The sequence below is a fragment of the uncultured Neptuniibacter sp. genome (assembly GCF_947498015.1).
Taxonomy (GTDB): domain Bacteria; phylum Pseudomonadota; class Gammaproteobacteria; order Pseudomonadales; family Balneatricaceae; genus Neptuniibacter.
Map to the genome: position 1 here is coordinate 84,336 of NZ_CANMIR010000001.1, position 25,637 is coordinate 109,972.

The 25,637-nt window shown below is 47.2% G+C and carries 29 protein-coding genes; 11 read left to right on the forward strand and 18 right to left on the reverse strand.

Going from position 1 to position 25,637, the window contains the following annotated elements; genetic code table 11:
- Positions 1-86 precede the first annotated feature (86 nt).
- The 5 genes from phnN to Q0882_RS00455 all read left to right on the forward strand — a co-directional run bounded on the left by phnN (position 87) and on the right by Q0882_RS00455 (position 1,962).
- On the forward strand, positions 87-635 hold the full coding sequence (phnN, locus tag Q0882_RS00435; protein WP_299176523.1) for a phosphonate metabolism protein/1,5-bisphosphokinase (PRPP-forming) PhnN: 549 nt from the start codon (positions 87-89) through the stop codon (positions 633-635).
- A gap of 31 nt (positions 636-666) precedes the next feature.
- Positions 667-870 (forward strand): hypothetical protein, encoded by a 204-nt coding sequence (locus Q0882_RS00440; protein ID WP_299176525.1) that lies wholly within the window; start codon positions 667-669, stop codon positions 868-870.
- The gene (locus Q0882_RS00445; RefSeq protein ID WP_299176527.1) at positions 843-1,229 is read left to right on the forward strand and encodes a dihydrofolate reductase family protein; all 387 of its coding nucleotides are present in this window, start codon (positions 843-845) and stop codon (positions 1,227-1,229) included. Before Q0882_RS00440 ends, Q0882_RS00445 begins: the two co-directional genes overlap by 28 nt.
- Before the next feature lie 19 nt (positions 1,230-1,248).
- Positions 1,249-1,665: a hypothetical protein gene (locus Q0882_RS00450; RefSeq protein WP_299176529.1), complete on the forward strand. Its 417-nt coding sequence runs from the start codon at positions 1,249-1,251 to the stop codon at positions 1,663-1,665.
- A 72-nt stretch (positions 1,666-1,737) separates the two neighbouring features.
- Positions 1,738-1,962, forward strand: a complete 225-nt coding sequence (locus Q0882_RS00455; protein WP_299176531.1) for a hypothetical protein — start codon at positions 1,738-1,740, stop codon at positions 1,960-1,962.
- Between the two features lie 5 nt (positions 1,963-1,967).
- On the opposite strand, the gene Q0882_RS00460 is transcribed toward Q0882_RS00455, so the two are convergent.
- The gene (locus Q0882_RS00460; RefSeq protein WP_299176533.1) at positions 1,968-2,918 is read right to left on the reverse strand and encodes an aldo/keto reductase; all 951 of its coding nucleotides are present in this window, start codon (positions 2,916-2,918) and stop codon (positions 1,968-1,970) included.
- 217 nt (positions 2,919-3,135) lie between these two features.
- Here Q0882_RS00460 and Q0882_RS00465 point away from each other — a divergent pair, with 217 nt between their 5' ends.
- Both Q0882_RS00465 and Q0882_RS00470 read left to right on the forward strand, forming a co-directional pair.
- Positions 3,136-4,035: an EamA family transporter gene (locus tag Q0882_RS00465; RefSeq protein ID WP_299176535.1), complete on the forward strand. Its 900-nt coding sequence runs from the start codon at positions 3,136-3,138 to the stop codon at positions 4,033-4,035.
- A gap of 64 nt (positions 4,036-4,099) precedes the next feature.
- A complete protein-coding gene (locus Q0882_RS00470; RefSeq protein ID WP_299176537.1) occupies positions 4,100-4,870 on the forward strand; it encodes a sulfite exporter TauE/SafE family protein in 771 nt (256 codons plus the stop codon).
- Between the two features lie 21 nt (positions 4,871-4,891).
- Here Q0882_RS00470 and Q0882_RS00475 read toward each other — a convergent pair whose 3' ends face one another.
- From Q0882_RS00475 to ylqF, 7 genes are all read right to left on the reverse strand, one after another.
- The gene (locus Q0882_RS00475; RefSeq protein ID WP_299176540.1) at positions 4,892-5,539 is read right to left on the reverse strand and encodes a DUF480 domain-containing protein; all 648 of its coding nucleotides are present in this window, start codon (positions 5,537-5,539) and stop codon (positions 4,892-4,894) included.
- A 165-nt stretch (positions 5,540-5,704) separates the two neighbouring features.
- A complete protein-coding gene (locus Q0882_RS00480) occupies positions 5,705-6,097 on the reverse strand; it encodes a carboxymuconolactone decarboxylase family protein (RefSeq protein ID WP_299176542.1) in 393 nt (130 codons plus the stop codon).
- Positions 6,098-6,199: 102 nt separating this feature from the next.
- On the reverse strand, positions 6,200-7,063 hold the full coding sequence (locus Q0882_RS00485; protein ID WP_299176545.1) for a class I SAM-dependent methyltransferase: 864 nt from the start codon (positions 7,061-7,063) through the stop codon (positions 6,200-6,202).
- A 312-nt stretch (positions 7,064-7,375) separates the two neighbouring features.
- The gene (locus Q0882_RS00490; RefSeq protein ID WP_299176547.1) at positions 7,376-8,554 is read right to left on the reverse strand and encodes an NAD(P)/FAD-dependent oxidoreductase; all 1,179 of its coding nucleotides are present in this window, start codon (positions 8,552-8,554) and stop codon (positions 7,376-7,378) included.
- A 46-nt stretch (positions 8,555-8,600) separates the two neighbouring features.
- Positions 8,601-8,858 carry a CDGSH iron-sulfur domain-containing protein gene (locus Q0882_RS00495; protein WP_299176549.1) on the reverse strand — a complete coding sequence of 86 codons (258 nt, stop codon included), beginning with the start codon at positions 8,856-8,858 and terminating at the stop codon, positions 8,601-8,603.
- 253 nt (positions 8,859-9,111) lie between these two features.
- A complete protein-coding gene (locus Q0882_RS00500) occupies positions 9,112-9,375 on the reverse strand; it encodes a hypothetical protein (protein ID WP_299176551.1) in 264 nt (87 codons plus the stop codon).
- Positions 9,376-10,287: a ribosome biogenesis GTPase YlqF gene (gene ylqF, locus Q0882_RS00505; RefSeq protein ID WP_299176553.1), complete on the reverse strand. Its 912-nt coding sequence runs from the start codon at positions 10,285-10,287 to the stop codon at positions 9,376-9,378. It lies immediately after the preceding gene.
- A 183-nt stretch (positions 10,288-10,470) separates the two neighbouring features.
- Here ylqF and Q0882_RS00510 point away from each other — a divergent pair, with 183 nt between their 5' ends.
- The 4 genes from Q0882_RS00510 (at position 10,471) to Q0882_RS00525 (ending at position 15,168) form a co-directional block, all read left to right on the forward strand.
- Positions 10,471-11,688, forward strand: a complete 1,218-nt coding sequence (locus Q0882_RS00510) for an EAL and HDOD domain-containing protein (protein ID WP_299176555.1) — start codon at positions 10,471-10,473, stop codon at positions 11,686-11,688.
- Between the two features lie 161 nt (positions 11,689-11,849).
- A complete protein-coding gene (locus tag Q0882_RS00515; protein ID WP_299176557.1) occupies positions 11,850-12,479 on the forward strand; it encodes a DUF2889 domain-containing protein in 630 nt (209 codons plus the stop codon).
- A 15-nt stretch (positions 12,480-12,494) separates the two neighbouring features.
- Entirely contained in the window at positions 12,495-13,040 is a 546-nt protein-coding gene (locus tag Q0882_RS00520; protein WP_299176559.1) for a hydrolase, read from the forward strand.
- 178 nt (positions 13,041-13,218) lie between these two features.
- Positions 13,219-15,168, forward strand: coding sequence for an acetoacetate--CoA ligase (locus tag Q0882_RS00525; RefSeq protein ID WP_299176560.1), 1,950 nt, complete (start codon positions 13,219-13,221; stop codon positions 15,166-15,168).
- A gap of 109 nt (positions 15,169-15,277) precedes the next feature.
- Here the strand turns inward: Q0882_RS00525 and Q0882_RS00530 are convergent, their stop codons facing one another.
- The 10 genes from Q0882_RS00530 to Q0882_RS00575 all read right to left on the reverse strand — a co-directional run bounded on the left by Q0882_RS00530 (position 15,278) and on the right by Q0882_RS00575 (position 25,588).
- On the reverse strand, positions 15,278-15,694 hold the full coding sequence (locus Q0882_RS00530) for a DUF1499 domain-containing protein (RefSeq protein ID WP_299176562.1): 417 nt from the start codon (positions 15,692-15,694) through the stop codon (positions 15,278-15,280).
- Positions 15,695-15,921: 227 nt separating this feature from the next.
- Positions 15,922-16,203 carry a peptidylprolyl isomerase gene (locus Q0882_RS00535; RefSeq protein ID WP_299176564.1) on the reverse strand — a complete coding sequence of 94 codons (282 nt, stop codon included), beginning with the start codon at positions 16,201-16,203 and terminating at the stop codon, positions 15,922-15,924.
- A gap of 49 nt (positions 16,204-16,252) precedes the next feature.
- The gene (locus tag Q0882_RS00540) at positions 16,253-17,398 is read right to left on the reverse strand and encodes a hypothetical protein (protein WP_299176566.1); all 1,146 of its coding nucleotides are present in this window, start codon (positions 17,396-17,398) and stop codon (positions 16,253-16,255) included.
- A 102-nt stretch (positions 17,399-17,500) separates the two neighbouring features.
- Positions 17,501-18,181, reverse strand: coding sequence for a 5,6-dimethylbenzimidazole synthase (gene bluB / locus Q0882_RS00545; protein WP_299176568.1), 681 nt, complete (start codon positions 18,179-18,181; stop codon positions 17,501-17,503).
- Between the two features lie 142 nt (positions 18,182-18,323).
- Positions 18,324-19,508: a glycine betaine/L-proline ABC transporter ATP-binding protein gene (locus tag Q0882_RS00550; protein WP_299176570.1), complete on the reverse strand. Its 1,185-nt coding sequence runs from the start codon at positions 19,506-19,508 to the stop codon at positions 18,324-18,326.
- A complete protein-coding gene (locus Q0882_RS00555) occupies positions 19,501-20,400 on the reverse strand; it encodes a proline/glycine betaine ABC transporter permease (RefSeq protein ID WP_299176572.1) in 900 nt (299 codons plus the stop codon). Before Q0882_RS00555 ends, Q0882_RS00550 begins: the two co-directional genes overlap by 8 nt.
- 79 nt (positions 20,401-20,479) lie before the next feature.
- A complete protein-coding gene (locus tag Q0882_RS00560; RefSeq protein ID WP_366915904.1) occupies positions 20,480-21,472 on the reverse strand; it encodes an ABC transporter substrate-binding protein in 993 nt (330 codons plus the stop codon).
- 547 nt (positions 21,473-22,019) lie between these two features.
- Complete coding sequence (locus Q0882_RS00565) at positions 22,020-23,456, reverse strand: aspartate kinase (RefSeq protein ID WP_299176573.1); 1,437 nt, start codon at positions 23,454-23,456, stop codon at positions 22,020-22,022.
- 164 nt (positions 23,457-23,620) lie between these two features.
- On the reverse strand, positions 23,621-24,886 hold the full coding sequence (locus Q0882_RS00570) for an inorganic phosphate transporter (RefSeq protein WP_299176575.1): 1,266 nt from the start codon (positions 24,884-24,886) through the stop codon (positions 23,621-23,623).
- Positions 24,887-24,904: 18 nt separating this feature from the next.
- On the reverse strand, positions 24,905-25,588 hold the full coding sequence (locus Q0882_RS00575; protein ID WP_299176577.1) for a TIGR00153 family protein: 684 nt from the start codon (positions 25,586-25,588) through the stop codon (positions 24,905-24,907).
- Positions 25,589-25,637 lie beyond the last annotated feature (49 nt).

Below are 25,637 nucleotides of genomic sequence, written 5' to 3' on the forward strand. Positions count from 1 at the left end.
TCACCAAAGATCAGAGAGAGCTGCAGATTCAATTAAAAATCTGATATAACCCTCATTAATCCAGATCGTTTGCAGGAAGGGACCTGATGAGTGGAAAGTTGTTTTATCTGATGGGCGCCTCTGGCTCTGGCAAGGATTCATTACTGCAGGGGTGCCGTAGCCTTTTACATCCTGAGGACCGAACACTGATCGCGCATCGATTCATCACCCGGTCGGCAGGAGCAGGCGGTGAGAACCATATTCATCTCACTGAAACTGAATTTAGAATGAGGCTAAAATCGGGATTATTTGCGCTCCACTGGGCCTCTCATGGGCACCTCTACGGCATCAGCAGTGAGATCAACAGCTGGTTGGCTGCCAATCATAACGTCATTATTAATGGCTCAAGGGAATACCTGAATAGAGCCTCTGAGCAATATCAGCAGTTGGTACCTGTTATGGTGAATGTGGATGAGAACCTCCTGCGTCAACGATTGGTTCAGCGTGGACGTGAGAATGAAGCAGAGATCGAAAAACGTCTCACTCGACATCACACCCTGCTTCATGCCATGCCACCTCAAACACTCTTTATCGATAACAGCAGCTCACTTGAAGATGGCGTTCAGGCGCTGCTACGTATAATTAAACAACACTGAGCGGATCCTAATTAGGTCTAAGGAATCAAAGATGCATTGTTCTGTTTTTATTGCGACCAGCGCTGATGGGTTTATAGCGACCCCCGAAGGCGATGTCGACTGGCTTTACTCGGCAGGAGATCAGAGTGCTGATCTGGGTGATCATCAGGATATGGGCTTTAACCAGTTCATCAAAACGGTGGATTGCATAGTAATGGCCGCAAATGTATGGAGAAGATCTCCTCCATGCAGCTGACACCGGAACAGTGGCCTTATGGTGATATACCGATCATCGTAATAAGCCACACCTTAACGACAGCGCCTGTAAACCTGAAAGACAAAGTTGAGCTTTATTCGGGCACGATTACACAACTGATAGCACAGCTAAAACAATCGGGTTATAAGCATCTCTATGTTGATGGCGGCTCGACCATCACTTCATTTCTCAACCTTAAACTGATCAATCAGATTACGATCACCCAGGCTCCTGTTCTACTTGGCGCCGGCATCCCTCTTTTTGGTGAACTAGAGACGACCATCGCTTTAGAAGAGAGCAAAGTCACTCGGTTTGAAAATGACTTTGTTCAATTCAGTTACCGTGTTAACTACACATAAACCAGCTTAGCAAACGGCCATGCCTGATATACAAAAAGCAGACCCGAAAAGCCGTAAATTAGCGCTATTATTGGTGGCGGGACTGATCTTGCTCTGTTTGACCCTCTTAGCTAATGGAGCCAAGGTTAAGGCATGGACCGAAACACTCACGACAAAACTTATCGATCATCCCGTTTACATCCCATTGATCACCTTTATTGCCGCACTGCCTGTTCTTGCTGCCTCATTCTACTTTTACCGAATGGGTCGTGAAGTCGTAAAACAGGCTCGCTTCCCTCTATCTGGACAACCGGTGATTAAAGATACTCCGATTAAGAGAGGAGATTCAGCAGTTCGCTTAGGGAATCTAATACAGGTCATGAGCATCATAATCATCACAACAGCAATGATACTGCCTCTGCTTATCGGCTATCTGCTTCATACAATGCTGGGTTGATTACCTCTCTGAAGATTAAATACGGGTCAAGTTGCATCACCGCTACCCGCCCCCTTTGCAGAGCTCTGCATTATGAGCAGGGATCAGGCGGCTGACTACCCGAACTGGGAGGAATTTGAAATAAATGGCATGGAGCTATCAGATCAGAAATCCGATCTATTGTGCGAAATGGATCTTCTGTTTCAGATCGACTCTGAGGATAACCTTCCCTATATGTTTGGCGATGCAGGCAGCGCCCATATCACGCAATGCCCTAACCACCCTGAAACTCTGACCATCGCCCGGGCTTGCTGTTAAATAATTCAATCATCCCAGATATCCGCCAGCGTGTAGTACCCATCCTCCACCAGCCAGAACTCACCGCTGATATAACGCCTTGCCAGATCTAACTGCTCCAGCTTCTGGAGCATTTCAGCACTCAGAACGACCGATTCAGCTGCAAGATTCTCTTTTAGACGCGCCTCAGTGACCGATTTCGGTATACAACTGATACCCAGATGAATCGCCCAGCTGAGTAGTACCTGAGCCGGTGTAGCATTAAGCTGCTTAGCTAATTCAAGTACAACAGGGTCCTGTAGAAGCTGAGGCTCCCCTTCCATTTTCAATGCTCTGGGCCTATCACCTGATCCTAACGGAGAGTAGGCTGTAAGATGGATATCGTTTTCCCGACAGAAGGCTCTTAACGTTGGTTGCTGCAGATAGGGATGTAGCTCAACCTGATTCAGTTCGGGCCCGATATCTGCCTGAGCCATTAAAGCCCCCAATTTTTTTACCGTAAAGTTACTGACGCCGATATGCCTGACCTGCCCCTGTCCTACCAAAGCTTCCAAAGCGCGCCAGGTCTCAATGATCGGCTGTTTTTTGGGATCGACAAAATCAGCCGCAGTTCTCATACCCTGCCCTCGCTTAAGCGGGATTGGCCAGTGCAGCAGGTATAGATCAAGATAATCCAGCTGCAGATCTAAGAGAGTTTTCTCAAAAGCCGGTGTCACATCTTCTGGTGCAAAACTGTCGCACCAGAGCTTAGAGGTGATCCAAAGCTCCTCACGTTTCACAATACCCGTATTCATACACTGCCTGAGAGCCTGACCAATCTCGGCCTCATTACCATACACGGCAGCACAATCGATATGACGATAACCCAACTCAAGCGCGCTGATCACTGCGTCATACACCTCCCCCGGTTTAGATTTCCAGGTTCCCAGTCCAATGACAGGCATACGGTCATGTCGGGAAAAGGTCAGTGTTTTCATCGGTACTATCCTTCAGCTAAGGCCGTTTGTAGACGGAAAGGTAATTTTTATACGTAAAGCGGAGGTTTTTTGAAAGCGGCATCTATAGAAAAATCACAGCTGATAAGTAAGCTGATATAATTGCCCTCCACTCTCGGGATTAATATCACTCAATGTTCGCCATCAGTGCCGCCCCCCTTCATCATAAACAACACTTTTCACCGGTTGGTCAACACGCATGTTAGCTGGTATCGCCTTTGGCGTGGGCGCTGCACTTATGCAAGCTGTCTCCTACCTGCTCTCCGCTTTTTTTATTAAGCGCTACCAAACCAGTGCGGCCAAGCATCTCATTCTGGTTCATATTGTGATTGGCTTTGTATCACTACTGATACTGCCTATGGTGTGGCACCCGCATGCCACACAACTGAATTCATACGTGCTCCCTCTGATTAGTGCAGCATGCTCCTATATGTTCGGGCAATACTCTCTTTATCAGGCGATTCATCACTCGGCGGCTTCCCGTGTGAGTCCGCTATTAGGGCTTAAAATCATTGTTCTCGCGCTAATTGGCGCCCTATATTTTGGAGAGAGCTATCATGCGCTCCAGTGGGGAGCGGTGCTTCTTTGTGTCATTGGTGCCATCTGGTTGAGTGCCAGCGGCGGCACGATTAGTGGACCTGCATTACTCTGGGTGATCGCTGCGTGCTGTGGGTATGCAATCTCAGACCTCTCTGTGTTGAAATTGATGCAGTATTTTTCTGCTCTGCCCCTTACCCAGGCAGCAATACTGAGCGCCAGCCTCTGCTACCTGCTATGTGGCTCAATATGCTTACTCTTCTGGCCACGGATTAAGAGTTATTCTCAGCTCATCGCCAGCACTCCGGCAGCACTGAGCTGGCTGATTGCGATGTTCTTCCTGTTTGCCTGTTTTTCCGAGATCGGTGTTGTTTTCGGAGGTATTGTGCAATCCAGCCGGGGCTTGATCTCAATACTGCTTGCAATCATCCTCGCACTGATAGGGATGAGCTTTGCTGATCCAATCCCTAAAACCCGGGTACTTGTTCAGCGGATAATCGCGGCAATTCTGATGATGTGTGCTATTGTCCTCTTCTCGTTGGGCGATGGTTCGTACACCTGAAGATCAACACAGCTGCCCCCCCCTCTACGGGATGGTTTCCTAATATTTTTACTAAGTCGTTGTTATGTTATCTGAGCTGATCATTCTGTTTGTTGCTGGTTTTTTTGGCGGGATGCTAAATTCGATCGCCGGGGGCGGAAGCTTCATCACGTTTCCCGCACTGCTTTTTGTGGGTATCCCTCCCATTATCGCCAACGCAACCAACACCTTCTCAGCATGCGCAGGCTACATGAGCGGTGCTTACGCCTTCAGAAAAGATATTCTCAAAGATCGGGAAAATCTGACAAAACTCACGTTACTGAGTTTAATCGGTGGAACGATCGGGGCCTGGCTCCTTCTACAAACCCCAGAAGCACTTTTTATGGAAGCCGTGCCCTGGTTGCTGCTGTTTGCATCGGTTCTGTTTATCTTTGGAAGTCAGCTGAACCAGCAGCTAAAAGAAATTGCATCCGGTCATAAGCGTGCGGGGCAAGCCGGAGCCATTCTCCTTCTGCTACTACTTCTCTGTGTATGTATCTATGGGGGGTTCTTTAATGCGGGGCTGGGTATCATTACCCTCAGCTATCTGGCACTGGCAGGCTATAGGGATATCAACACGATGAATGGCATCAAACTGCTGGTCTCATCTTGCGTGTCGCTGATCGCCATTGCGGTTTTTGTGATGGAGGGAGCTATTGATTGGTACTCCGGTACTATCGTGCTGACCGGCACTCTCGCAGGCGGCTATTTTGCAGCTCACTATTCTCGCAAGCTGCCACAGCATCTGGTCAAACACTTTGTTAGTGTCGCCAGCTGCTGTATCACCGCCTACTTTTTCTATTCCATTTACGGCTAGCTCAGTATCAGCCGCTGGCCTTTATTCAAGCAACTCAGCCAACTGCTGTTTCAGCACTGCCACCTCTGCCTCGAGCACAGCCACCCTTGATTCCAGCTCGCCGCTTGAACTGGTCGCTGGCCGCTGCTCAATAGGTTCCTGAGCGGCAGCGAGATCAATCTCACCGCTAAATTGATGCGCATAACGGGATTCCCGCTTACCCGGCTCTCGCGGTAAACGAACAACCAGAGGTACACCCTCCCGCTGTGACAGCTTAGTCAGAACCGCTTCAACCTCATGGACATCACTAAAGCTGCACAACCTGTTAGTTCGACTACGCAGTTCTCCAGGGGTTTGTGGTCCACGGAGGAACAACGTGCAGATAATTCCGAGCTCTTGTTGCGAGAGCTGCAGATCACTGAACTCGGTATTACAAAAACGGTGTTTAAACTTCACCACCCGGCTTCCAAAACCCGACTCTTCACGGATCAACCTTTTATCGCGTAACTCATCTAACACCGATTGAACATCGATATCACTCAGTGCCATAACTGGCTCACGATTACTTTTTTGATTACAGGCAAGTGTCAGGGCATTCAGGGAGAGAGGGTACTGATCAGGCGTGGTGATCTCTTTTTCGATCAAACAGCCTATCACGCGGGTTTGGTGCAAACTCAGATCCATATCCACGGTATTTTCCTTATAGACAACAGACTATGCATCAAACATATCATAGCTCGATAAAAGCGAAAGAGGTTTCCGCAGATCTGACTGGGTCAGGCTCAAAAATGACATCAGATCACCAGAAAGATCTGCGAGGCACATCAAATGATCTATAGCACAGGTCAATTAGAGTCAGCGGGATTCTGAATTGTGTTGATACTCCTCCAGCACCTCTTTAGCCGCACGAAATGCTTCCTGAGCTGCTGGCGCACCGCAATAAACGATCGAATGCAACAATACCTCTTTGATCTCATCGGGTGTACAACCGTTATTCAGTGCACCACGGATATGCCCCTTTAACTCGGTTGGCGCTTTCAGAGCAGCCAGCATCGCGATAGTGACCAGAGAGCGTGTACTGCGAGGCAATCCCTGACGCTGCCAGGTACTCCCCCATGCATGTTCATTGATCCAGTCCTGCAGTTCCTGAGTAGTTTCAGTGGTGTTATCGATAGCCGCCTGAACAAACTTATCCCCCATAACCTCGGTACGTACTCTCAAACCATTTTCATAATCATCTCGTGACATCTACAGACCCTTATCCAAATTATCTGACTCATACAATAAGGCCAGAGCGGTAAAAATACTCAGGATGTTAGCTGATAAGCAGAACTCTCAGCTGGTGCATGGTTAGTATGGATTATAAGCAGTGATAAACCATGCACTCGAAGGTGCCCAGAAAGAGCCATCCTCTTTTTCAAATTGACCGATCACAGCTTCCAGTGCAACCTGAACCTCACCCTTCAACCGCTCTCCCTCCTCGCCCGCCAGACGAATAATCTCACCTGCTGGACCTATCTCAAGGGCAAACTGTACCGCCTCTTCCATGTTTCGGCCAATACATATGTCTGTATCAAAGCGTTCAAATTGGACTTTCTCAAACCCCGTGGCCTGCAGCATATCGCTTACCATATCAGGCCCCGCCATCGAAAAGGGACCGGGACCACAGTGCACCGCGTCTGTATCATCATGTGAGATAACAGGGACAATCTCTTTCACACAACACTCAGCATCATGTAACCATGGATTGGCTTCACGTTTACGCCAAACCACCTGCGTAAATTTCCCACCGGGCTTCAGAGCTGAGCGAATATTTTTCATCGCTAAACCAGGCATATTGAAAAACATTGTCCCAAAACGAGCAAAAGCCTCATCATAAGGCCCCCTGAGATCATCCACTTCAACGTCGGCGACGAAAAAATGCGCGTTGCCTATGCCTTTATCTTTGGCACTGCACTCACATTCATCGATAAAGTTGCTGGCACAATCCACGCCGGTTGCTACACCCTGCTCCCCAAGAAAGCGAGCGAGTTCTAAAGTACAATCACCAAAACCACATCCCACATCAAGTACCTTCGAACCTTCCGGAGGGCGATGCCGTTTTAATGCCTCTTCACTGATTGATGCATAACCTTCGATAAAAAGGTATTTGAAGCGTGAGAATTTCTCAAAAAGTACGGTATTCCACGCTTCAATCACAATATCATTACTCATGCTTCACCTCCTGGAGAAGTTCCACAAGCAGGCCATTCAGCCCTTCATCAGATTTCGATATATCACTAAGTCTAGTCAAACTGGCAGCAACAAGATCCTCACCCACGAAAGCCGTCATCATCGTTAGAAGAAGTAGATGAGACAGATCGGACAATCTGCGAAGAACACCATAGATATCAACATGCTAACAGCAGGGAAAATTGGAGTGTTCCGGTAGGAGTAATACCACGGGCAGATCGTGTGAGAAGCGTAACGCCACATATTCTATGTGGCTCACGTGTGATGCTGTACTGAGTAGGCAGATAATCAGGGTTAAACAGCTTTGCCCGCCGCAAAACCTGATGCCCAGGCCCATTGGAAGTTATGCCCACCCAGGTGGCCGGTAACATCCAGGCATTCACCGATAAAGTACAAACCCGGTGCTTTTTTGGCTTCCATAGTTTTCTGATTGATCTCGTTGGTATCAATTCCACCGATGGTGACTTCCGCCGTTCGATAACCTTCAGTACCTGAGGGTTTAACCCTCCACTCACGGAAGGCTTTATTAATCGCTTCCAGATCTTTGTTGGACTGGTTGCCCATAATGCCGCTAAAGCCAAACATCTGGCAGAGGATCTGCGCCATACGTTTACTCATCTGCTGCGCCATGATAGTGGTGATCTCGGCTTTAGGACGTGCTTCACGTTGCTCTTTCAACCAGCTCAGCAGAGCAAATTCTGGGAACAGGTCTATCTCAACCTCGCCGCCCGGCTGCCAGTAGGAGGAGATCTGTAGAATCGCAGGGCCGCTCAGTCCACGATGGGTAAAGAGCATGCTTTCAACGAAGTTGTGCATACCAATAGTCGCTTTAACTCGATGTGAAACACCCGATAGCTCTTTTAAAAGCTCTTTATCTTTTGGCTGCAGGGTAAAAGGCACCAACGCAGCTGAACGAGGTAACACCTGCAAACCATATTGCGCTGCTACATCATAGGCAAAGCTGGTCGCACCACCATTAGGAATGGAAAGACCGCCCGTAGCAATGACAACAGATTCCGCCTGAATATCACCGCTACTGGTTTTTAATAGATAACCAGATGCTTGTGGCTCGACCTTCTCCAGGGATGTTTCAGTACGGATCTCGTTTCCTGCCCATTCTGATTCGGTTAACAGGACACGCAGAATCTCTTTACTGCTTTCATTACAAAACAGCTGACCTAAGGTTTTTTCGTGATACTCAACACCATGGCGGTCAACCAGATCGATAAAATCCTGAACCCGGTAACTGCTCAGTGCGGATTTACAGAAATGGGGGTTTTCAGATAGAAAATTGGCTGGGGAGTTATGCAGATTGGTGAAGTTACAGCGCCCTCCACCCGACATCAGGATCTTTCGCCCAATTTTGGCGGTATGCTCTATTACCAGAACTGAACGGCCGCGGTAGCCAGCCGTTGCAGCACACATCAGACCGGAAGCACCCGCTCCGACAATTACGACGTCAAACTGTTCCACTTAATGCGCTCCAGCCATTTGGAAAGCGCGCTATCTTACCACATGCCTATTTGGATTCAGCGCAGTTTTTATGGCTGCCATCGCATAAGGGGGGATTACCTGTTTGCTTACACATGCAGAGCCAGACTTCGCTGTTTTCCTCGGCTTCAAAAACAATAGGATCTAGTCCAGTTCCCTGATGAGACCCATCGCAAAATGGCTGGCTGGCGGAGCGCCCACATGCACACCATGCGTAGGTTTGCCCTGCTTTCAACTCAACTTTAACCGGCGCATCACCAGCCCGGTGAACGGGTGAATGAGACATGGAATACACTCCTCTGCTGAAGGTTCCACTTTTCACTAACCGTAGAAGAGCTTTTGCGATAGTACAAATTTCGGGATAGATCTTATCTAAGTCAGCCCCCCCCCTACGAGGAGATCAATCCCAGATAGGGTCATCGATTACAGAGAATATGGGGGCGATATGAATTTTAGTCATGCCGAGTGTCAGGGGTTTCAACCGATGACAAAAAAGCCGAACCCCGTTAAGGGCTCGGCTTATCAGATATACCTTTCGCTTAATCCTGCTCTTTCTTGTCCTGATTAAGCTTTTTTATCTTTTCAGCAAGACGTGTTTTCCGCTCTGCTGCCGTCTCATTGCCTGATGTGTTTATCTCCTGCTGACGAAGCTTTTCATAAACGGATGGCTTCTTTTTCTTTTTTTCCTGTGATTTACGACGACGACTATCGTAGCTTTCAGGATCAGCCAGGCGCTCTTTACGACTTGGACCGCTATCATCAATAAAACCTTTGGCTTTACGACTTTTCTTTAATCGTGACATTTACTCTTTACCTTCGCTTTCTTCTGCAGCGGCAGCCTCAGCTGCTAAACGTTCCTGCTCAGCAATGCGGCGTTTTTCATCCCATTCCTCAACAGTTTCAAAACTTATTTTACCTAATTTTCCGGATCTGATCTCATTTAATAACAGAGTCGATGCTTTATTCCGATCAACAATCCCACCCGGACGTAAGCATCCCCTCCGACGTCCTATTTCATCTAAAACTGCTTCAGATGTATCGGGCACCTCTTTGATTTTAAAGCGTTCAATTAAACGATCAGGATAATCTGACTTCATAAATCCAGCGGCAAATATCGCAACATCCTCATGCTCAATCGCGGTATCTTTAATCGCTCCACTGGCGGCAAGACGATAGCCTGAATCGATATCTTCAATTTTTGGCCATAGGATTCCCGGAGTATCCGACAAGGCCATACCATTTCGGGTGGTAAAACGTTGCTGACTTTTTGTAACGGCTGGCTCATTTCCAACCTTTGCGATCTTCCGCCCCAACAGCGCATTGATCAATGTTGACTTACCTACATTAGGAATCCCCATGATCATGGCACGTACTGGTCTACCCGCCTCGAAGCGGGAGGGCATCATCTGTTTACACAGTTCAGCGATACGATTGATCTGCTTTTTCTGAGTATGATCCAGAGCGACAGCACGAGTTTCTGGCAGGCCGTTAAAATATTCTAACCATTCAGAGGTACGTTGATCATCTGCCAGATCACTCTTATTCAGTAACTTAAGTGTTGGCTTTCCTTTGCGAAGTGAATCCACCAGCGGATTCTCACTGGATTGTGGCAGACGGGCGTCCAGAACCTCGATGATGACATCCACCTCATCCATTACTTTTGCAATCTCTTTCCGCGCTTTGTGCATATGGCCCGGAAACCAGTTAATACTCATTGGTAAGCCCTGAACAGATAAAAGTGCACTATTATACTGCAAGGCAGAAAGCATTGCTGAAGAAGTAAAGCCAAATTAAATGATCATTAAAAAAATGGACACAGGCCCTTTTTCAATAGCCAGTTGATGGTAGACTTGGCGATGTTCTGCTTCTTCACCTGTACAAGGACACTGTATTCAATCATGGATCAATCAGATAACTCACAAATTCTGATGGCTCGGCAGCCTATCTTCGACCGTAACCAAAAAGTGGTTGCATATGAGCTGTTATATCGCACGGAAGATGCACAGGGGCATGCGCTGTTTTCTAATTCGGAAGCAACCAGTGAAGTATTGCTGAATGCATACACAAGTATCTCCGATGCTGGCCAGTTAAAACAGGTCCCGGCATTTATCAATCTGACACGCGATATTCTCGTAGAGCAGAGGCTTCCGGAAGTTCCTAAGAAACATATTGTTCTGGAAATTCTTGAAGATATAGAACCGGATGAAGAAGTTGTCAGCGCTGTAGAGAAACTGCATAAGCAGGGTTACCGTATTGCGCTGGATGATTTTGTTTATGACTCTAAGTTCTCGGGTTTGCTCGATCTCTGTCAGATTGTCAAAGTTGATGTGCTTGAGCACACCTCTGAAGAGCTTAAAGAGCAGGTTGCCGCTCTACGGAAACATAAAGTGACCCTGCTGGCGGAAAAGATCGAAAACCACCAGAAGCTGGAAGAGTGTGTCGATCTCGGCTTTAAGTTGTTCCAGGGGCACTTCCTGAGTAAGCCTAAAGTCATTAAGGGCAAAAAGATTCAGGGCAGCCAGGTTGCACTGATGCAGTTGATTCAAGAGTTACAGAACCCAAAAGCAACCCCTGAAAAACTGGAAGAGATGATCATCCGTGATCCTGCTCTGACATACAAACTTCTCCGCATCGTTAACTCTGCGGGTTACAGCCTTGTCCGTCAGGTGGAATCCGTTGCCGAGGCGATTGTTCTTCTCGGACTTGAGCAGGTTAAGAAGTGGGCCACGCTTATCGCGATGTCCTCCAGCCAGGAAAAACCAGAGGAGCTTTCTCGCAGTTTGCTGATTCGCGGACGTATGTGCGAACAGATTGCACAGGAGAAGAAACTCAGCAACTACGGCAGCTATTTCATGGCAGGCATGATGTCTGGCCTACATGCTTTGCTGGATATCGAACGAGATACAATGCTGGAACAGGTTCCCCTTGGTGATGATATTAAAAATGCAGTAAGCATGGGTCAGGGCCCGATTGGCGAAGTTCTGAGAAATGTTGTCAATTATGAGAACGGTGACTGGGATTTACTCCCCTCCGATCTCGATGGAAATCTCTATGATTCAGCATATCGCAGCAGCCTGGAGTGGACTCAGGAATCGATGCAGGCGATGTACGAGTAGGCGTATCAGCAAAGATTGGATAAGGGGCGGCTTAGGCTGCCCTTTTTTATTAGATACTGCGCACATATTTTAGACTGTTTAATATTTGGGAATATCTTTAAAATAGCGCTTTCCTATTTTCAAGGCAGGCATAAGACCTGCCCAGACAATGAATAGATTCTATGCCACTACCTACACCAACCAGCAGAACGTTAAAGCATACCCGCCGTGTTATATGCGAAGGGTTTAAACGCGATGATGGATTATGGGATATCGAAGCCTATCTGATCGATACCAAGACCTTCAACATGAAAAACCATGACCGGGATAGCGGACAGATTACTGCCGGTGAACCTCTTCATGGCATGTCGATCCGTATCACCGTGGATCTCTCATTGAATATTCTTGATGCTGTAACTTCCATGGATTACACACCTTTTACGGCATGTAAATCGATCACTGAAGCCTACAAGCAGCTGATTGGACTACAGATCAAACCGGGATTCACAAAACAGACTAAAGAGCTGTTTTCTGGTCGACTGGGCTGCACTCACCTGCTTGAACTACTGGGGCCACTGGCAACGGCAGCATTCCAATCAACACATCAGGAACGTGAGGAGCAGGCAAATTACTGGCAGGATGGTGATGTGAAACCTCCAATGCTGGACACCTGCCACTCTCTTGCTTCTAATGGACCTATAGTGAAAACGCTCTGGCCTTTACACTATGAAGAGGATGAGAGCTTAGATACTCATCTCTCAGCACAAGCTCTGGAACATACGAAGTGTTGCAATGAGCATGAACCCGCATAGAGAAGGATTATTGTTATGCTACTCCATCCAAATAAATCATGCCTGTTGGTGGTAGATATTCAGGGCAATCTTGTACCTGCTATTCATGAACATGAAGCCCTGGTCAGCAACTCTCGCTGGTTGATTGAGATTGCAAATAAACTCAATGTTCCCGTCCTTACCAGTGAGCAATATCCTAAAGGGCTGGGTCATACCATCCCCACAATTGCGGAAGTTGTACCTACTGAAGGTGTGATGGAAAAGGTTCACTTTTCCTGTATGTCCGAACCGGCATGTAATGAAAAAATCAACGCCCTTCGGCCCAATCAGGTCGTCGTTATCGGAATGGAAGCACATGTCTGTGTCCTCCAGACAGTGATTCAGCTTAAACAGCAAGCACGTGAAGTATATGTGGTCGAAGATTGCGTCTCATCACGCAATCCTAAAGACAAAGAACTGGCGCTTGAACGTATGCGTCAGTGCGGTATCTACATTGTCAGTCGTGAAATGGTTGCCTTTGAATGGCTGCAAAAAGCCGGTACTGATACATTCCGCGACATCAGCCAGAACTATATCCGTTAATTTCCCTTCGAGATCCACCGCAAAGCCGGTGGATCTTCCGCTCAATGAGCTTGCCCTAAAGTTTCCGTTTACGTAAACTACCCTGTACAGGAATACCCTTATTGTTTATCATCTCAGTTCGAATGATAGGTAGATGTAATACGTAAACTTTTCAATAATAATTAGAATGGTAACGATTATGAGCAATCCGCTGTGGAGCCCATCACAACAACAAATTGAACAGAGTCAGATCCATCAGTTTATGCAGCGCGTCAATCAACAGCATAAGCAGAAACTGGACTCCTACTCAGCCCTTCATCAATGGTCAGTCAACAATCCTGAAACCTTCTGGAATGAGATCTGGGATCAGTGCGGTGTCATCGGCCAGAAAGGAAGCGGACCCTACCTTCTCAATGCCAACAAGATGCCGGGCGCACAATGGTTCCCGGAAGCAAAACTGAATTTTGCCGAGAATTTGTTGAAATACCGCGATGAGCGAACAGCCATCGTGTTCCGCAATGAAACCGATCACCGCGTTGAACTAAGCTACTCAGAGTTATATACCAGAGTTGCTCAGTTTGCAGCGGGGTTAAAGCAGCGCGGCGTTACTCAAGGTGATGTTGTCGCTGGCTTTATGCCCAATCTTGCCGATACCTTGATCGCAATGTTAGCGACCACCTCAATGGGTGCTATCTGGACCTCATGCTCACCTGATTTTGGTATTCAGGGGGTAATGGACCGTTTCGGACAGGTTAAACCGAAGGTTCTGTTCACAATTCCGGCTTACCTCTACAACGGTAAAACCGTCGACTGTGTTGAAAAAGTCACTCAGATTGCCGAACGATTAGAGTCCACTGAGCAGATCGTCTTTGTTCCCTATCTGGGGAATGATGCGGACATCTCTGAGATAAGCAAAGCATGCTGGCTGGAAGAGTTTATCGATCCCGATGCTAAAGAAGTCTCGTTTACACCGGTTTCATTTGATGCACCTCTGTATGTCATGTATTCATCAGGCACAACAGGCACCCCTAAATGCATCGTTCACAGCGTCGGTGGAACACTGATTCAACACCTGAAAGAGCACCAACTGCACACAGATATTCAACGTGATGATTGTCTGTTCTATTACACCACTTGCGGCTGGATGATGTGGAACTGGCTGGTTAGTGGCCTCGCATGCGGATGCACCGTGCTGCTGTTTGATGGCTCCCCTTTTGCCCCATCTCCGAAAGTGCTGTGGGATATCGCCGAAGAGGAAAAAGTCAGCGTATTCGGGACTAGCGCCAAATATATCGCAGCACTGGAAAAAGCGGGCACCAAACCCCGTGAAAGCCATAAGCTAGAGCCTTTACGCGCAGTTCTCTCTACCGGATCACCTCTGGCACATGAAAGCTTTGAATATGTCTACCGTGATATTAAAGAGGACCTGTTGCTGGCATCTATCTCGGGTGGTACCGATATTCTCTCCTGTTTTGCATTAGGTAACCCGATCCTGCCGGTTCATACCGGTGAGTTGCAATGCAGAGGCCTCGGGATGGATGTAGCGATCTACAATGATCAGGGCGAAGAGATCAGAGAGCAGAAAGGCGAGTTGATTTGCCGCACCCCCTTCCCATCAATGCCCATCTACTTCTGGGATGATGCCAACGGCGAAAAGTATCAGAGCGCTTACTTTGCACAGTTCGATAATATCTGGGCACATGGTGATTATGGTGAACTTACTGCTCACGAAGGCGTTATCATCCATGGTCGTTCCGATGCAGTCCTGAATCCAGGTGGCGTTCGAATTGGCACCGCCGAGATCTATCGACAGGTAGAGAAAGTCTCTCAGGTTCAGGAATCGATCTGTATCGGTCAGCCATGGAAAGATGATACCCGAGTCGTACTGTTTGTTGTTTTAAAAGAGGGGTTCACGCTGGATGAATCTCTTAAGACAGAGATAAAACAGACGATCCGCGCAAATACAACGCCTCGCCATGTTCCCTCTGTCATCATTCAAGTGGCAGATATCCCTCGAACTATCAGTGGTAAGATCGTTGAACTAGCGGTCAGGAAGGTAGTTTTGGGCGAGTCCGTTACCAACAAAGATGCTTTGGCTAACCCTGAGGCGCTATCACTATTTGAGAACCTGCCAGAACTGCAGGGCTGATAGACTGGCCAAGTCTGCAGTGATTCACTCTGCAGGCTTGGCACGCCAAACAGCTGAAAAAAATCTTGCAGCGGGCTTTAAATATTAACAGACATAGCTGCATATCTGTTCAATAGGCAACAAACCGACTTCCGATCAGTTCTGAGATCCCCTCAGCTCGCGCTCTGTTAATCCCAAAATCTGAATACCCGACCCTAGACGCAGAGCGGAAATAGAGACGATGCTCGTCCCAATCGACCCGCACCTCAAAGTCATCAGCAAAGCCCAGGAACCGGCTTTCAAATACTGCAGAGATATAGACTCTGGACTCAATCTGAACCTTCCCCCCCGCCTCTAAAATCGCAGCAACAACGATTGAGACAATCTGATCGGCTGAGTAGCTATCCGCCGGTATAGATAAAGGTTCCAGGTAGTGTTTCTGATCCTCTGGGTATTCCGAACAGATACAGTTGGGACGATCAGGACAACTCGCCAGTCGACCATTAACCAACCCTACCGCACGCCCCTCTTTTGATAGCACAGCCATAAAGATAAGCATCAAAAACAGTGCGCAAGGAACTATAACAATTAGATATTCCACTTTAATCTTTATCATCCCAGTAAATTCAATATTTCATTGAGCTGTTTATCTGACAATGGAGTGATGCAGAAAGTAACATAGGAAAGCTGAACTGAAACTTCACAGCTCGAGATTCAAACAAAAAAGGGCGTATGACTCGCATCATACGCCCTTTCAAATTTACAAAACCAGGCTTAGTCTTCTCGACTAGTCACTTCCAACAAGTGGTAGCCAAACTGAGTCTGGATAGGCCCCTGAACCACCCCTACTTCACCTGTAAACACAGCCTTATCAAATTCCGGTACCATCTGACCCCGCCCGAAGGAGCCAAGATCGCCTCCCTGACCGCCCGATGGACAACTAGAATGTTGCTTCGCAGCCTCAGCAAAATCCAAACCATTTTCAATATCTGTTTTAAGCTGAATACACTGAGCTTCAGTATCTACCAGAATATGTCGGGCCGTTGCACGTGCCATCAGATAACTCCTCTTATAAAATGAGATCACACCCTAACGGGCCTGATAGTTAAGGTCCAGTGCTTAACAGCATCCGGTCCGAAATTTTATTTTGTCTGGGCAAGCCATAGGAGCCGTCTCCTCTGGCATGCAACATCGCCAGTACCTGCACATCTGGCGGAGAGGGCTCCAAATACCCCTTCTGGTAGCACCAACCCACATAGATTGCAGCACGAGCAACCTGCCCATAGATAAAGCTTTCATTAAAATAGCTACATGCATCTACAAAGTTACTCTTAGCAAGTTCAATCTGCCCCAGAGGGAAATTTGCAAAGAGATCCCCCCTCTGAAGGCGCTCTAAATAAGCAGTCTCAATTCTGGATGAGTAGTAATCCTCTATATCCTGATCCAGCCTGCGACAAAACTTTTTATCACTCAAGAATTCAGCATCTTCACACAGGGCGGGGAGTTGCGACGAAACCCAAGGCAAGATTCGCGGATAGAAATGATCGTCAGACAGCGTTGCCCAACGATCCTGCTCAAAAATATACCCGATCACGATTAATCGTCCGATCGATTCACTTCTATTTAAAAAGACCTGCTTGATATGATCTGCCCAACTGTCCGCAAGTTTTTCGCTCGCCTCAATCATATATTGGTTTGCCCGATGATGATAAAACGCATTCTTAACATGATGCCCCAACTCATGCAGGAGAATATCAAGTACAACCGCTTCAAATAGCGTGCTCTTTTGTGCCAAAAATAGCTGTTCATCACCTGAAACATGCCAGCGTTTACTTGGCAGATACGGCTCTATACCCTGTGAACTAGGGTGATGGCTCCAGAAATACTCACTAAAATATTGTTCGATGAGGATGGGGTTATTAAGTGCTACAGATAATAGATACGCCTCGATATAGGCCTCTACTCCCTGAAGGAAAGTATGACTGATAAGCACTTTGGGGGTGGTTTCATCGATAGAGAGCGCCATAGCATTAGGGCTAAATTGCCTCTCGACCGAAACAACAACATCCTCAAGCGCTTGTTGTTGCTTTATGGGAAGTCGCGAAATAAAAGGCCGAACGCTCTGGTCAACCACCTTCTCTACAAGAGATAAGTATTGATCCTGAGAATATTTAACCTCTACTGCACCGGTTGATGGTGGATACAGGGCGAGGCATAAAACAGCGACAGAAAAAACGAGGAGGAATCGCATATCGACCTCCCTGCGGTTGACCTGTAGTCATTAACGATAATTAGCCGACGATATAATCACTATAGGTCATTTTTTGAGCGGCCGTTTAAATATGAAAAATCATCAATCAGACAGACCCCACTGATCTGTATAGATAAGATCATCCAATTCTGCCCGCTTCTCCCACTGTGCCAGCTCTAATTCCGGTTTTTTAAGAAATTCACGTACATAACCAACACACAGATAAGCGATTGGTACAACGTGATCTGGCAGTTTGAGCAGTGAGGCCAGTTTATCCCGATCAATGATTGATACCCAGCCCACCCCAATATTCTCCGAACGCGCAGCTAACCAGAAGTTTTGTACTGCACAGACCGTACTATAGAGGTCCATCTCAGGTTGATGCGTTTTACCCAGAACCACAGGCCCTCCCCTCTCCCGATCACAGGTGATACAGACATTGAGAGGAGAATCCAGAATTCCCTGTAGTTTAAGTTTTTGGTATCTCAGTTTACGTTCATCGGAAAACATCTCAGCCGCTTCAGTGTTAGCTTCTTCGAAGGCACTGAAGATCTGCTTACGCTTTTCTTCACTTCGGATAAGGATGAAATTCCAGGGCTGAGAAAGCCCTACGGAGGGAGCATGATGCGCAGCATGGAGTATATTGATCAGAACATCATCAGGCAGCTCATCAGGTAGGAACTGACCACGAACATCACGACGACCATACAACACTTTGTAAAAACTCTCGCGAGTCTGATCATCAATATCAAGCTGGGGAGTAGTAGAACTTGAGGTATCCATAAACAAAACCTGAACAGTGAGCAGGCTAGTCTACCTTCTGCTAAGCAAGCACAACAACCTCTCTTGCAGGTTTTTAGGCTGAGCGAAAAACGGCAGGTAACTTTCCCGAAAGATAAGGTAGCCTGCCATTTTGAAGCTGGGATTAAGCGCGCTCACCCAGTACATCTGACAATGTGCCACGTGATAAACGTCCGGTCAGATTACCCGCGTCATCGACAACCGGCAGAGGGAAATCTGCTTCAAGAGTGCAAGGAATGACAGATTCCAAAACAGCTCCCTCTTCAAGAGGATCTACCTCCTCCATGATATCTTCAGTCAGATCGGCTGTTTTATCATCGGCATAAGCCTCCTTAAGCGCCTCCTCTGTTACAACACCCTGATAGCCATCAGCATTGACCACATAACCGTAATCCTGCTTAAAGCCTTTCATCTGCTTCAACGCTTCTTCGATGGTTTCTGCAGTGATTCGACATGCCGGGTCCTTCATCACCGTTTCGACCGTCAAGGCACGAGCACGGTTCACATCCCTGACAAAGGCCTCTACATATTCAGTAGCAGGGTTAAGCAGTATATCTTCAGGCTCTCCCTGCTGTACGATCTCGCCATCTTTGAGAATCGCGATACGATCCCCCAACCGTAGTGCTTCATCCAGATCATGGGTGATGAACACGATTGTTTTATGAAGCGTTTCCTGCAGTTTAATCAGCTGATCCTGCATCTCTGAGCGGATCAGCGGATCCAAGGCTGAAAAGGCCTCATCCATTAGCAAAATTTCAGCATCAGTGCACAATGCTCTCGCCAAACCTACACGCTGCTGCTGCCCACCTGAAAGCTGAGAAGGATATTGGTCTTCGTAGCCTGACAGCCCAACCGTTTCCAGCCACTCTTTGGCTTTTGCTTTAGCCTCATTAGACGAGACTTTCTGAATCTGAAGCCCATAAGCCACGTTATCAATAACGCTTTTATGGGGTAACAACCCAAACCGCTGAAAGACCATCGACATTTTATGACGCCGGAAGTGCTGCAGTTCCTTCTTATCGAACTGCATCACATCGGAACCTTCAACTCGAATAACACCCTCTGTCGGATCTATCAGGCGGTTAAAATGTCGGATTAAGGTTGATTTTCCAGAACCCGACAACCCCATGATGACAAAAATTTCACCACGCTTGATCTGCAGATTTATATCTTTAAGACCCAGGGTATGACCGGTTTCAGCCAGGATCTCATCTTTACTTTTCCCAGCATGAACCAAGGGCATATACTTGGCCGGAGATCGACCAAAAAGCTTATACAGGTTTTCTATCTCAATAAGTACATCAGCCATTTTCAAGCCCCTTCATATGCTCCTGAGCTCGTTTAGCATAGGCTTGAGAGACACGATCAAAAATAATTGCCAACGCTACAATGGCCAATCCATTGAGCAAACCTAAGGTAAAATATTGATTGGTGATAGATTTTAGAACCGGTTGCCCAAGCCCTTTTACACCTATCATCGAAGCAATAACCACCATCGAAAGTGACATCATGATGGTCTGGTTTATTCCCGCCATAATGGTCGGCATCGCCAACGGCAATTGAACTCCCATCAGACGTTGAAGAGGACTTGCCCCATAGGCAGTAGCCGCTTCCATAACATCTTTATCAACCAATCTGATCCCCAGATTGGTTAACCGGATTACCGGAGGAATCGCATAAATAATCACGGCAATCACACCTGGGATTTTGCCAATCCCCAGCAACATCACAACAGGTATCAGATAAACAAAGGCAGGCATGGTCTGCATCACGTCAAGTATCGGCGTAACCAGTGACTGAGTCCGGTCAGACCGCGCCATACCGATCCCAATAGGTACGCCAAGGGCTATAGCCATCAATGTACAGACCAGAATGATACTCATCGTCCTCATGGTGTTATCCCACATGCCAAAATAACCAATCAGCATAAATGAAATAACAACCCCCAGACCGAGCTTCCAGGAGCGGCTGGCAAAGTATGCCAGGCCAGCAATCACCGCAATAACGAGCCACCATGGCGTTGCTAGTAGTAACTTCTCAAACCACACAAGAAAGGTCAGCAACGGATCAAAGAAAGACTCGATTAACTCACCATATTCTCTGGAAAACTCCCTGTAACCTGCATCGAGAGATTTACGAATATCCCGTAAATCTGCTCTCTCTAGCTGCGGAAACTCTGTCAGCCAGCTGGACTCTGCCATTATAAACCTCTAAATATCTACCAGATTATTGCTTTGGATGCCGGGCAAGCTATTGTTAGCCTGCCCAATTTTTTATCCCTTACAGCGCAGCTTTTACTTTCTCTGCAACTTCCGGAGTTAGCCATTGCGTCCAGATCGCTTCATGCTCTGCAAGGAAATACTCCATCGCTACTTCACCATCAGCCTGATTGTCTTCCATCCAGGCAAGGAGCGCGTTCATCTGTTTATTAGTGAATGAGCGATTAGCGAAATACTCATAAGCGGCCGGGCTTTTTGCAGCAAAAGCTTCAGTTGTTACCGTTTGTACCGGTGAAGGTGGATACATATTTGGCTTAGGCTCAAGGCAATCCTCTTTGGTGATACATTCGAGGTGGTGAGCAATATCAACACCCACTCCAAAGTCGACTTTAACCATCTCATACTTGCCCAGTACCGAAGTTGGAGCCCAGTAATAACCGAACCATGGTTCCTGACGCTCGTAAGCCTTAGCAATAGAACCGGAAAGACCTGCGCCTGAACCCGGGTCAATCATTTCAAATCCAGCTTCTTCAAGCTTAAGAGCTTTAAACAAGTTGCCTGCACTGATCTGACAGTTCCAACCTGCCGGGCAGCCATAGAAAGCACCTACTTCTGGATCTTCAGGGTGCTCAAATAGTTTTGCACTCTTTCTGACACCCTCAATCGTTGCCAGACTAGGATCCTTCTTCACCATATAGGCCGGAACCCAGAACCCCTCTTCACCACCATCCGATAGAGAATGTCCAGCATAACGAAGGCGTTTCTCTGCAACACCTTTATCCAGTGCATCCTTCAGGGAGTTACTCCACATCTCTGGCGCAACATCCGGCTCACTTTTCTCAATCATTGAGGCACCCGTTGGCATCGTATCACCAGGTACCAGTTCAGCCTCACAGCCAAACCCATGCTCCAGAATAAAGCGATCCACATTTGCCATTAGCGTTGCGGAGCTCCAGTTCATATCAGCAATCGTCACCTTACCGCAATCTTCAGCAGCCATCGCAACTGAGCCGGCAAACATAAGAGGAAGAATCGCCAGTTGTACCTTTCTCATGGAGGTTTCCTTATTTGTATTTGTTATTTCCTATCTCGGTTAGAGCAAATGCCCAAGCCTTTTTAACAGCTCTAAATACAATATATGATAGGAGTGAATTAAGGTTGTTAATATATTGCCGCAGCATGTAACGGCGAAAAAACTTAGCAATACAAAATAATTTTCAGCATTGCTTAGCAGAGAATACTATAGGGGGGAAATTAGGGGCCGGGCCAATATCTGGCGCGTGAAAGCGCCTCTTTTCTTGCCGGCTTTGCAGGTAATTCAAGTTGTATAAAAAACAAAACTTGGCGCCCAGATACGAAAGTTACTTAGCATATTAAATCATTAGCAATGCTAAGTAAAATTAACCGCTTACAAGATTTTTTCAATTAAAAGCTTAGTTAGAAAATCTGAGCCTATGCTGTCAAAAACAACTATTCCGTTGCATCAAATCAAGAGCGGTCTCATCCTTTGTACTCAGACGAGTTTGTTACTTTAATTAAACTTATTGGCTTCAAAAAAAAACCCGCATACGCGGGTTTTTCCTCAGATAACAGCAGCCACCTCAGGCAGCAGAGTCGATACCCTGATCGCCACCCTGCTCAATCAACGCAGCATGCAGTGCGATCACAGCTTTTTCATAATCATCTTCAGAGACTACACACTGCATCTCTACCTGACGGATAGACTGGTGCAGCGCCATGACATTAATATCAGCAGCCGCCAGTGCCGTCACGGTACGTGCCAGGATGCCCTTAACTTTCATATGCGAACCAATTGCCGATACGATTGCAAGGTTGTGGAGTCTGATCTGACCCTCAGGGTACATCTCCTCCATCAAACGCGCTGCACGATTAACCATCTTGCGAGATCCGCCGACATAGTAGGTAATACTATTTGCATCTGCATCTTTATTGATAACGTACAATTTAAGCTGAGAGAGCAGTTTTGAGATCTCAATGTCGTATTCAGCATCTCCTAGCATCTCCTGATCGAAAATTTCGATACCGAATACATCTTTACGACCTGCAATAATCTCAACCCGCGGTGTACCGCTGTGATAATCCTGACTGATCACAGTACCTTCATGATCAGGTTCGAACGCATTCTTGACACGCAGCTTCACACCGTTACGGCGTAAGCCTTTAGCCGCTTTTGGATGGATCGCTTCCATACCCAGATTTGAAAGCTGATCCGCAACGTCATAGTTGGTAGCTCCAATAGTAACGACATTATCTGTACCCACCAGCATAGGATCTGCGGAGCTCAGGTGATACTCTTTATGAATAATCGCTTCAGCTGCACCAGTAACGGTAGCAATCATACTGAAGGTCATCTCGCTGTACCCACGATCAAAGGTCTTCATCAAACCCTCTTCACAATGTGTATACCCGGTCGCGATGACCATCTCTTTATCTATTTCTACACCCGCAAACTGCTGCTGCACCATCTCTTCGAACGGCAACGGCTGATCCAGATGCCAACCGGTCAGATCTACGAATCGCGCATTGATACCGGCTTTGCGTAGGGCTAGCACAGAGTTATACGCACTATGCGCTTCACCAATAGATGCCAGCATCTCACGCACCTTCATCAGATGCTCTTCCAATTGGAAATGGCCATATGTACACAAGTGATGCAGGCTCTTCATACAATCACGCACATCGTTAAGACGCTCAATCACAAAGCTGTCAGCCGCATTTCGTTCAAATTCAGCATCAACAAAGAGCTCTGCATTAATCTCTTCCATACGAGCCTGAACCTTGTTCAGCTCTTCCACCCAGGCCTCTTCTGTTTCTGCATTTGCAAAGCGAGCATAAACACCTGGCTCACCTGTTTTCTTATGCTCAAGCAGATAGTTGGTAATGCCACCATAAGCAGACACAACAAAAATTCGGTTATACAGTTCCTCTGGTGACGTACGTTTCCCCACCAGGATGGTGCTCATCAACTCCTCAAAGCGGCTCATGGATGTGCCGCCGATTTTCTCAACTGTATGCATCTTCGTTCCGGTTCAAACTGAATTAGCCTCTGGAGGTCCAGAGTAAAAAATTGGGCACAAATTTTACACGAACATGATGAATTTGTGACCATTTATTTATTTTAAGCAGAAAAAAGCCCTGCATTCGTGAAAATACAGGGCTTTTTGACTTAAAAAGGGTCCAGCTAGCTGAATATACCTTTAAACATAAAGAAGAACATAATCGCAAGGCCCGCACCCGCAGGCAGTGTTACAACCCACGAGACGAATATCGTACCAACAATGCGCAGGTTAAGCGCTGCCATGCCTCGCGCAATACCCACGCCCAAAACAGCACCAACAAGCGTGTGTGTCGTTGAGATTGGCAAACCTGTACCAGATGCCACCACCACTGTAGCTGCTGCAGCCAGTGTTGCAGCAAAGCCGCGGCTTGGTGTCAGCTCAGTGATATTGGTACCGACTGTTGCAATTACCTTGTGTCCATACATCACCAGGCCAGCAACGATACCGCCACCGCCAAGCAGCAAAATCCATGCAGGCATCGCAGTTTTCTGTGCGACTTCACCACCTGCACTTACAACGCCCACAATAGCCGCCAACGGCCCTACAGCATTTGCTACATCGTTAGATCCGTGAGCAAACGCCATTGCACACGCCGTAAACATCATCAAAATACCAAACAGTTTTTCAACACTGGTGAAGTGATGCTCACGATCTGCCTCTGGAGAGGGCTGAATCTTCTTAAGCATCTGAACACCTATCAGCATAATCACAACGCCAATAGCGATTGATGCAAGTGCGCTCTGCCCCCAGCTCATATCGAGACCAACGTGCTTAAGCCCTTTCGTGAAGGTTACCATCGCGATGATAAAACCAACCAGAAAGATATAGCCCGGGATATAACGTTTAGCATTCTCGAAAGGTCGGTCAGTGTCCAACACAAGTTTTTGAACACTTCGGAAAAGGAAGAACGCGATAAATCCGGCTGTAACAGGTGAAACGACCCAACTTGCTACAATCTTGGAGACCTTACCCCAGTTAACCGCATCAACTGAGATCCCAACCGCAGCAAAACCAACGATGGCCCCCACTATGGAGTGAGTCGTGGAGACAGGCCAGCCAAAATGAGTCGCAATAAGTAACCAGATACCGGCAGCCAGTAACGCAGCCATCATACCAAACACCAGTAATTCCGGTGTCCCGGCCAACAAGCCAGGGTCGATAATCCCTTTACGGATGGTAGAAGTTACCGCACCACCCGCGAGATAAGCCCCTAGAAACTCAAAAATGATAGCGATCATGATCGCCTGCTTCAGAGTCAGAGCTTTAGAACCTACAGAGGTTCCCATCGCATTGGCTACATCATTTGCACCAACACCCCAAGCCATAAAGAAGCCAAATACACAGGCAAGAATGACGATGATTTCGCCGTACTGAGCAATTATTTCCATTGTTCTTTACCGAATGAATTAACGAGCAACAAGTAGCTGAAGACGGCTACCAACCTGTTGAGCGCGGTCTGCAAGATCTCCAATCAGAGCGATCACCTGGTAGAGGAACATAACATCTACAGGTGGCAACTCTTTTTCGATACCAAACAGTTTTGCGCGAATAGCACGTTCATGTTCATCCGTGGAGTGCTCTAGGGTATCTAACTGATCCAGCATTTTTTCGATCACATCGATCTCATGACCACCAAAACCACTGTTAACGAGCTCATCCAGCTCTTTCAGTGCAGTTAGTGCCTGTTCTGAAGTTGTAAGTGCAACACGTACATACTCTTTCATATCCGGCTGCATAGACTCAGGTACGCTCATCTGGCGCCCCAGCATTAAACCGGCAATATCTTTAGCGCGGTTAGCAATTTTGTCTTGCATGCGGACTACTTCAAGCAGATCGGTACGAGGCACTGGCAAGAAAATACTTTTCGGCAGATTTTGTCGAATCTCTTTCTTCATTGCATCAGCTTCACCTTCCAGAATAGCGATCTTCGCTTGGACGTTTGCAGCTTCCTGCCAGTTACCAGCGATCACAGCATCAAAGAAAGGGATTAATTCAACAGCACATTCCTGCGCTTTAGCAATGTGCTCCTGCATAGGTTTGAACGGGGAACGTGCAAACATCTGCAGAAATGGGTTATTGGTTGCAACCATACAACGCACCTTGAAATATTTAGGATCAGTAATGAACCAGAAACGCTGT

What these genes read in the sequence shown, in the direction of transcription:
- Q0882_RS00575 (WP_299176577.1), bottom strand. Translation starts at nt 25,588, where the DNA reads ATGGTTGCAACCAATAACCCATTTCTGCAGATGTTTGCACGTTCCCCG.
- Q0882_RS00570 (WP_299176575.1), bottom strand. Translation starts at nt 24,886, where the DNA reads ATGGAAATAATTGCTCAGTACGGCGAAATCATCGTCATTCTTGCCTGT.
- Q0882_RS00565 (WP_299176573.1), bottom strand. Translation starts at nt 23,456, where the DNA reads ATGCATACAGTTGAGAAAATCGGCGGCACATCCATGAGCCGCTTTGAG.
- Q0882_RS00520 (WP_299176559.1), top strand. Translation starts at nt 12,495, where the DNA reads ATGCTACTCCATCCAAATAAATCATGCCTGTTGGTGGTAGATATTCAG.
- Q0882_RS00535 (WP_299176564.1), bottom strand. Translation starts at nt 16,203, where the DNA reads ATGGCACGTGCAACGGCCCGACATATTCTGGTAGATACTGAAGCTCAG.
- Q0882_RS00500 (WP_299176551.1), bottom strand. Translation starts at nt 9,375, where the DNA reads ATGTCACGATTAAAGAAAAGTCGTAAAGCCAAAGGTTTTATTGATGAT.
- Q0882_RS00525 (WP_299176560.1), top strand. Translation starts at nt 13,219, where the DNA reads ATGAGCAATCCGCTGTGGAGCCCATCACAACAACAAATTGAACAGAGT.
- Q0882_RS00495 (WP_299176549.1), bottom strand. Translation starts at nt 8,858, where the DNA reads ATGTCTCATTCACCCGTTCACCGGGCTGGTGATGCGCCGGTTAAAGTT.
- ylqF (WP_299176553.1), bottom strand. Translation starts at nt 10,287, where the DNA reads ATGAGTATTAACTGGTTTCCGGGCCATATGCACAAAGCGCGGAAAGAG.
- Q0882_RS00440 (WP_299176525.1), top strand. Translation starts at nt 667, where the DNA reads ATGCATTGTTCTGTTTTTATTGCGACCAGCGCTGATGGGTTTATAGCG.
- Q0882_RS00450 (WP_299176529.1), top strand. Translation starts at nt 1,249, where the DNA reads ATGCCTGATATACAAAAAGCAGACCCGAAAAGCCGTAAATTAGCGCTA.
- phnN (WP_299176523.1), top strand. Translation starts at nt 87, where the DNA reads ATGAGTGGAAAGTTGTTTTATCTGATGGGCGCCTCTGGCTCTGGCAAG.
- Q0882_RS00470 (WP_299176537.1), top strand. Translation starts at nt 4,100, where the DNA reads ATGTTATCTGAGCTGATCATTCTGTTTGTTGCTGGTTTTTTTGGCGGG.
- Q0882_RS00445 (WP_299176527.1), top strand. Translation starts at nt 843, where the DNA reads ATGGAGAAGATCTCCTCCATGCAGCTGACACCGGAACAGTGGCCTTAT.
- Q0882_RS00485 (WP_299176545.1), bottom strand. Translation starts at nt 7,063, where the DNA reads ATGAGTAATGATATTGTGATTGAAGCGTGGAATACCGTACTTTTTGAG.
- Q0882_RS00540 (WP_299176566.1), bottom strand. Translation starts at nt 17,398, where the DNA reads ATGCGATTCCTCCTCGTTTTTTCTGTCGCTGTTTTATGCCTCGCCCTG.
- Q0882_RS00530 (WP_299176562.1), bottom strand. Translation starts at nt 15,694, where the DNA reads ATGGCTGTGCTATCAAAAGAGGGGCGTGCGGTAGGGTTGGTTAATGGT.
- Q0882_RS00515 (WP_299176557.1), top strand. Translation starts at nt 11,850, where the DNA reads ATGCCACTACCTACACCAACCAGCAGAACGTTAAAGCATACCCGCCGT.
- bluB (WP_299176568.1), bottom strand. Translation starts at nt 18,181, where the DNA reads ATGGATACCTCAAGTTCTACTACTCCCCAGCTTGATATTGATGATCAG.
- Q0882_RS00550 (WP_299176570.1), bottom strand. Translation starts at nt 19,508, where the DNA reads ATGGCTGATGTACTTATTGAGATAGAAAACCTGTATAAGCTTTTTGGT.
- Q0882_RS00510 (WP_299176555.1), top strand. Translation starts at nt 10,471, where the DNA reads ATGGATCAATCAGATAACTCACAAATTCTGATGGCTCGGCAGCCTATC.
- Q0882_RS00465 (WP_299176535.1), top strand. Translation starts at nt 3,136, where the DNA reads ATGTTAGCTGGTATCGCCTTTGGCGTGGGCGCTGCACTTATGCAAGCT.
- Q0882_RS00480 (WP_299176542.1), bottom strand. Translation starts at nt 6,097, where the DNA reads ATGTCACGAGATGATTATGAAAATGGTTTGAGAGTACGTACCGAGGTT.
- Q0882_RS00460 (WP_299176533.1), bottom strand. Translation starts at nt 2,918, where the DNA reads ATGAAAACACTGACCTTTTCCCGACATGACCGTATGCCTGTCATTGGA.
- Q0882_RS00555 (WP_299176572.1), bottom strand. Translation starts at nt 20,400, where the DNA reads ATGGCAGAGTCCAGCTGGCTGACAGAGTTTCCGCAGCTAGAGAGAGCA.
- Q0882_RS00560 (WP_366915904.1), bottom strand. Translation starts at nt 21,472, where the DNA reads ATGAGAAAGGTACAACTGGCGATTCTTCCTCTTATGTTTGCCGGCTCA.
- Q0882_RS00455 (WP_299176531.1), top strand. Translation starts at nt 1,738, where the DNA reads ATGAGCAGGGATCAGGCGGCTGACTACCCGAACTGGGAGGAATTTGAA.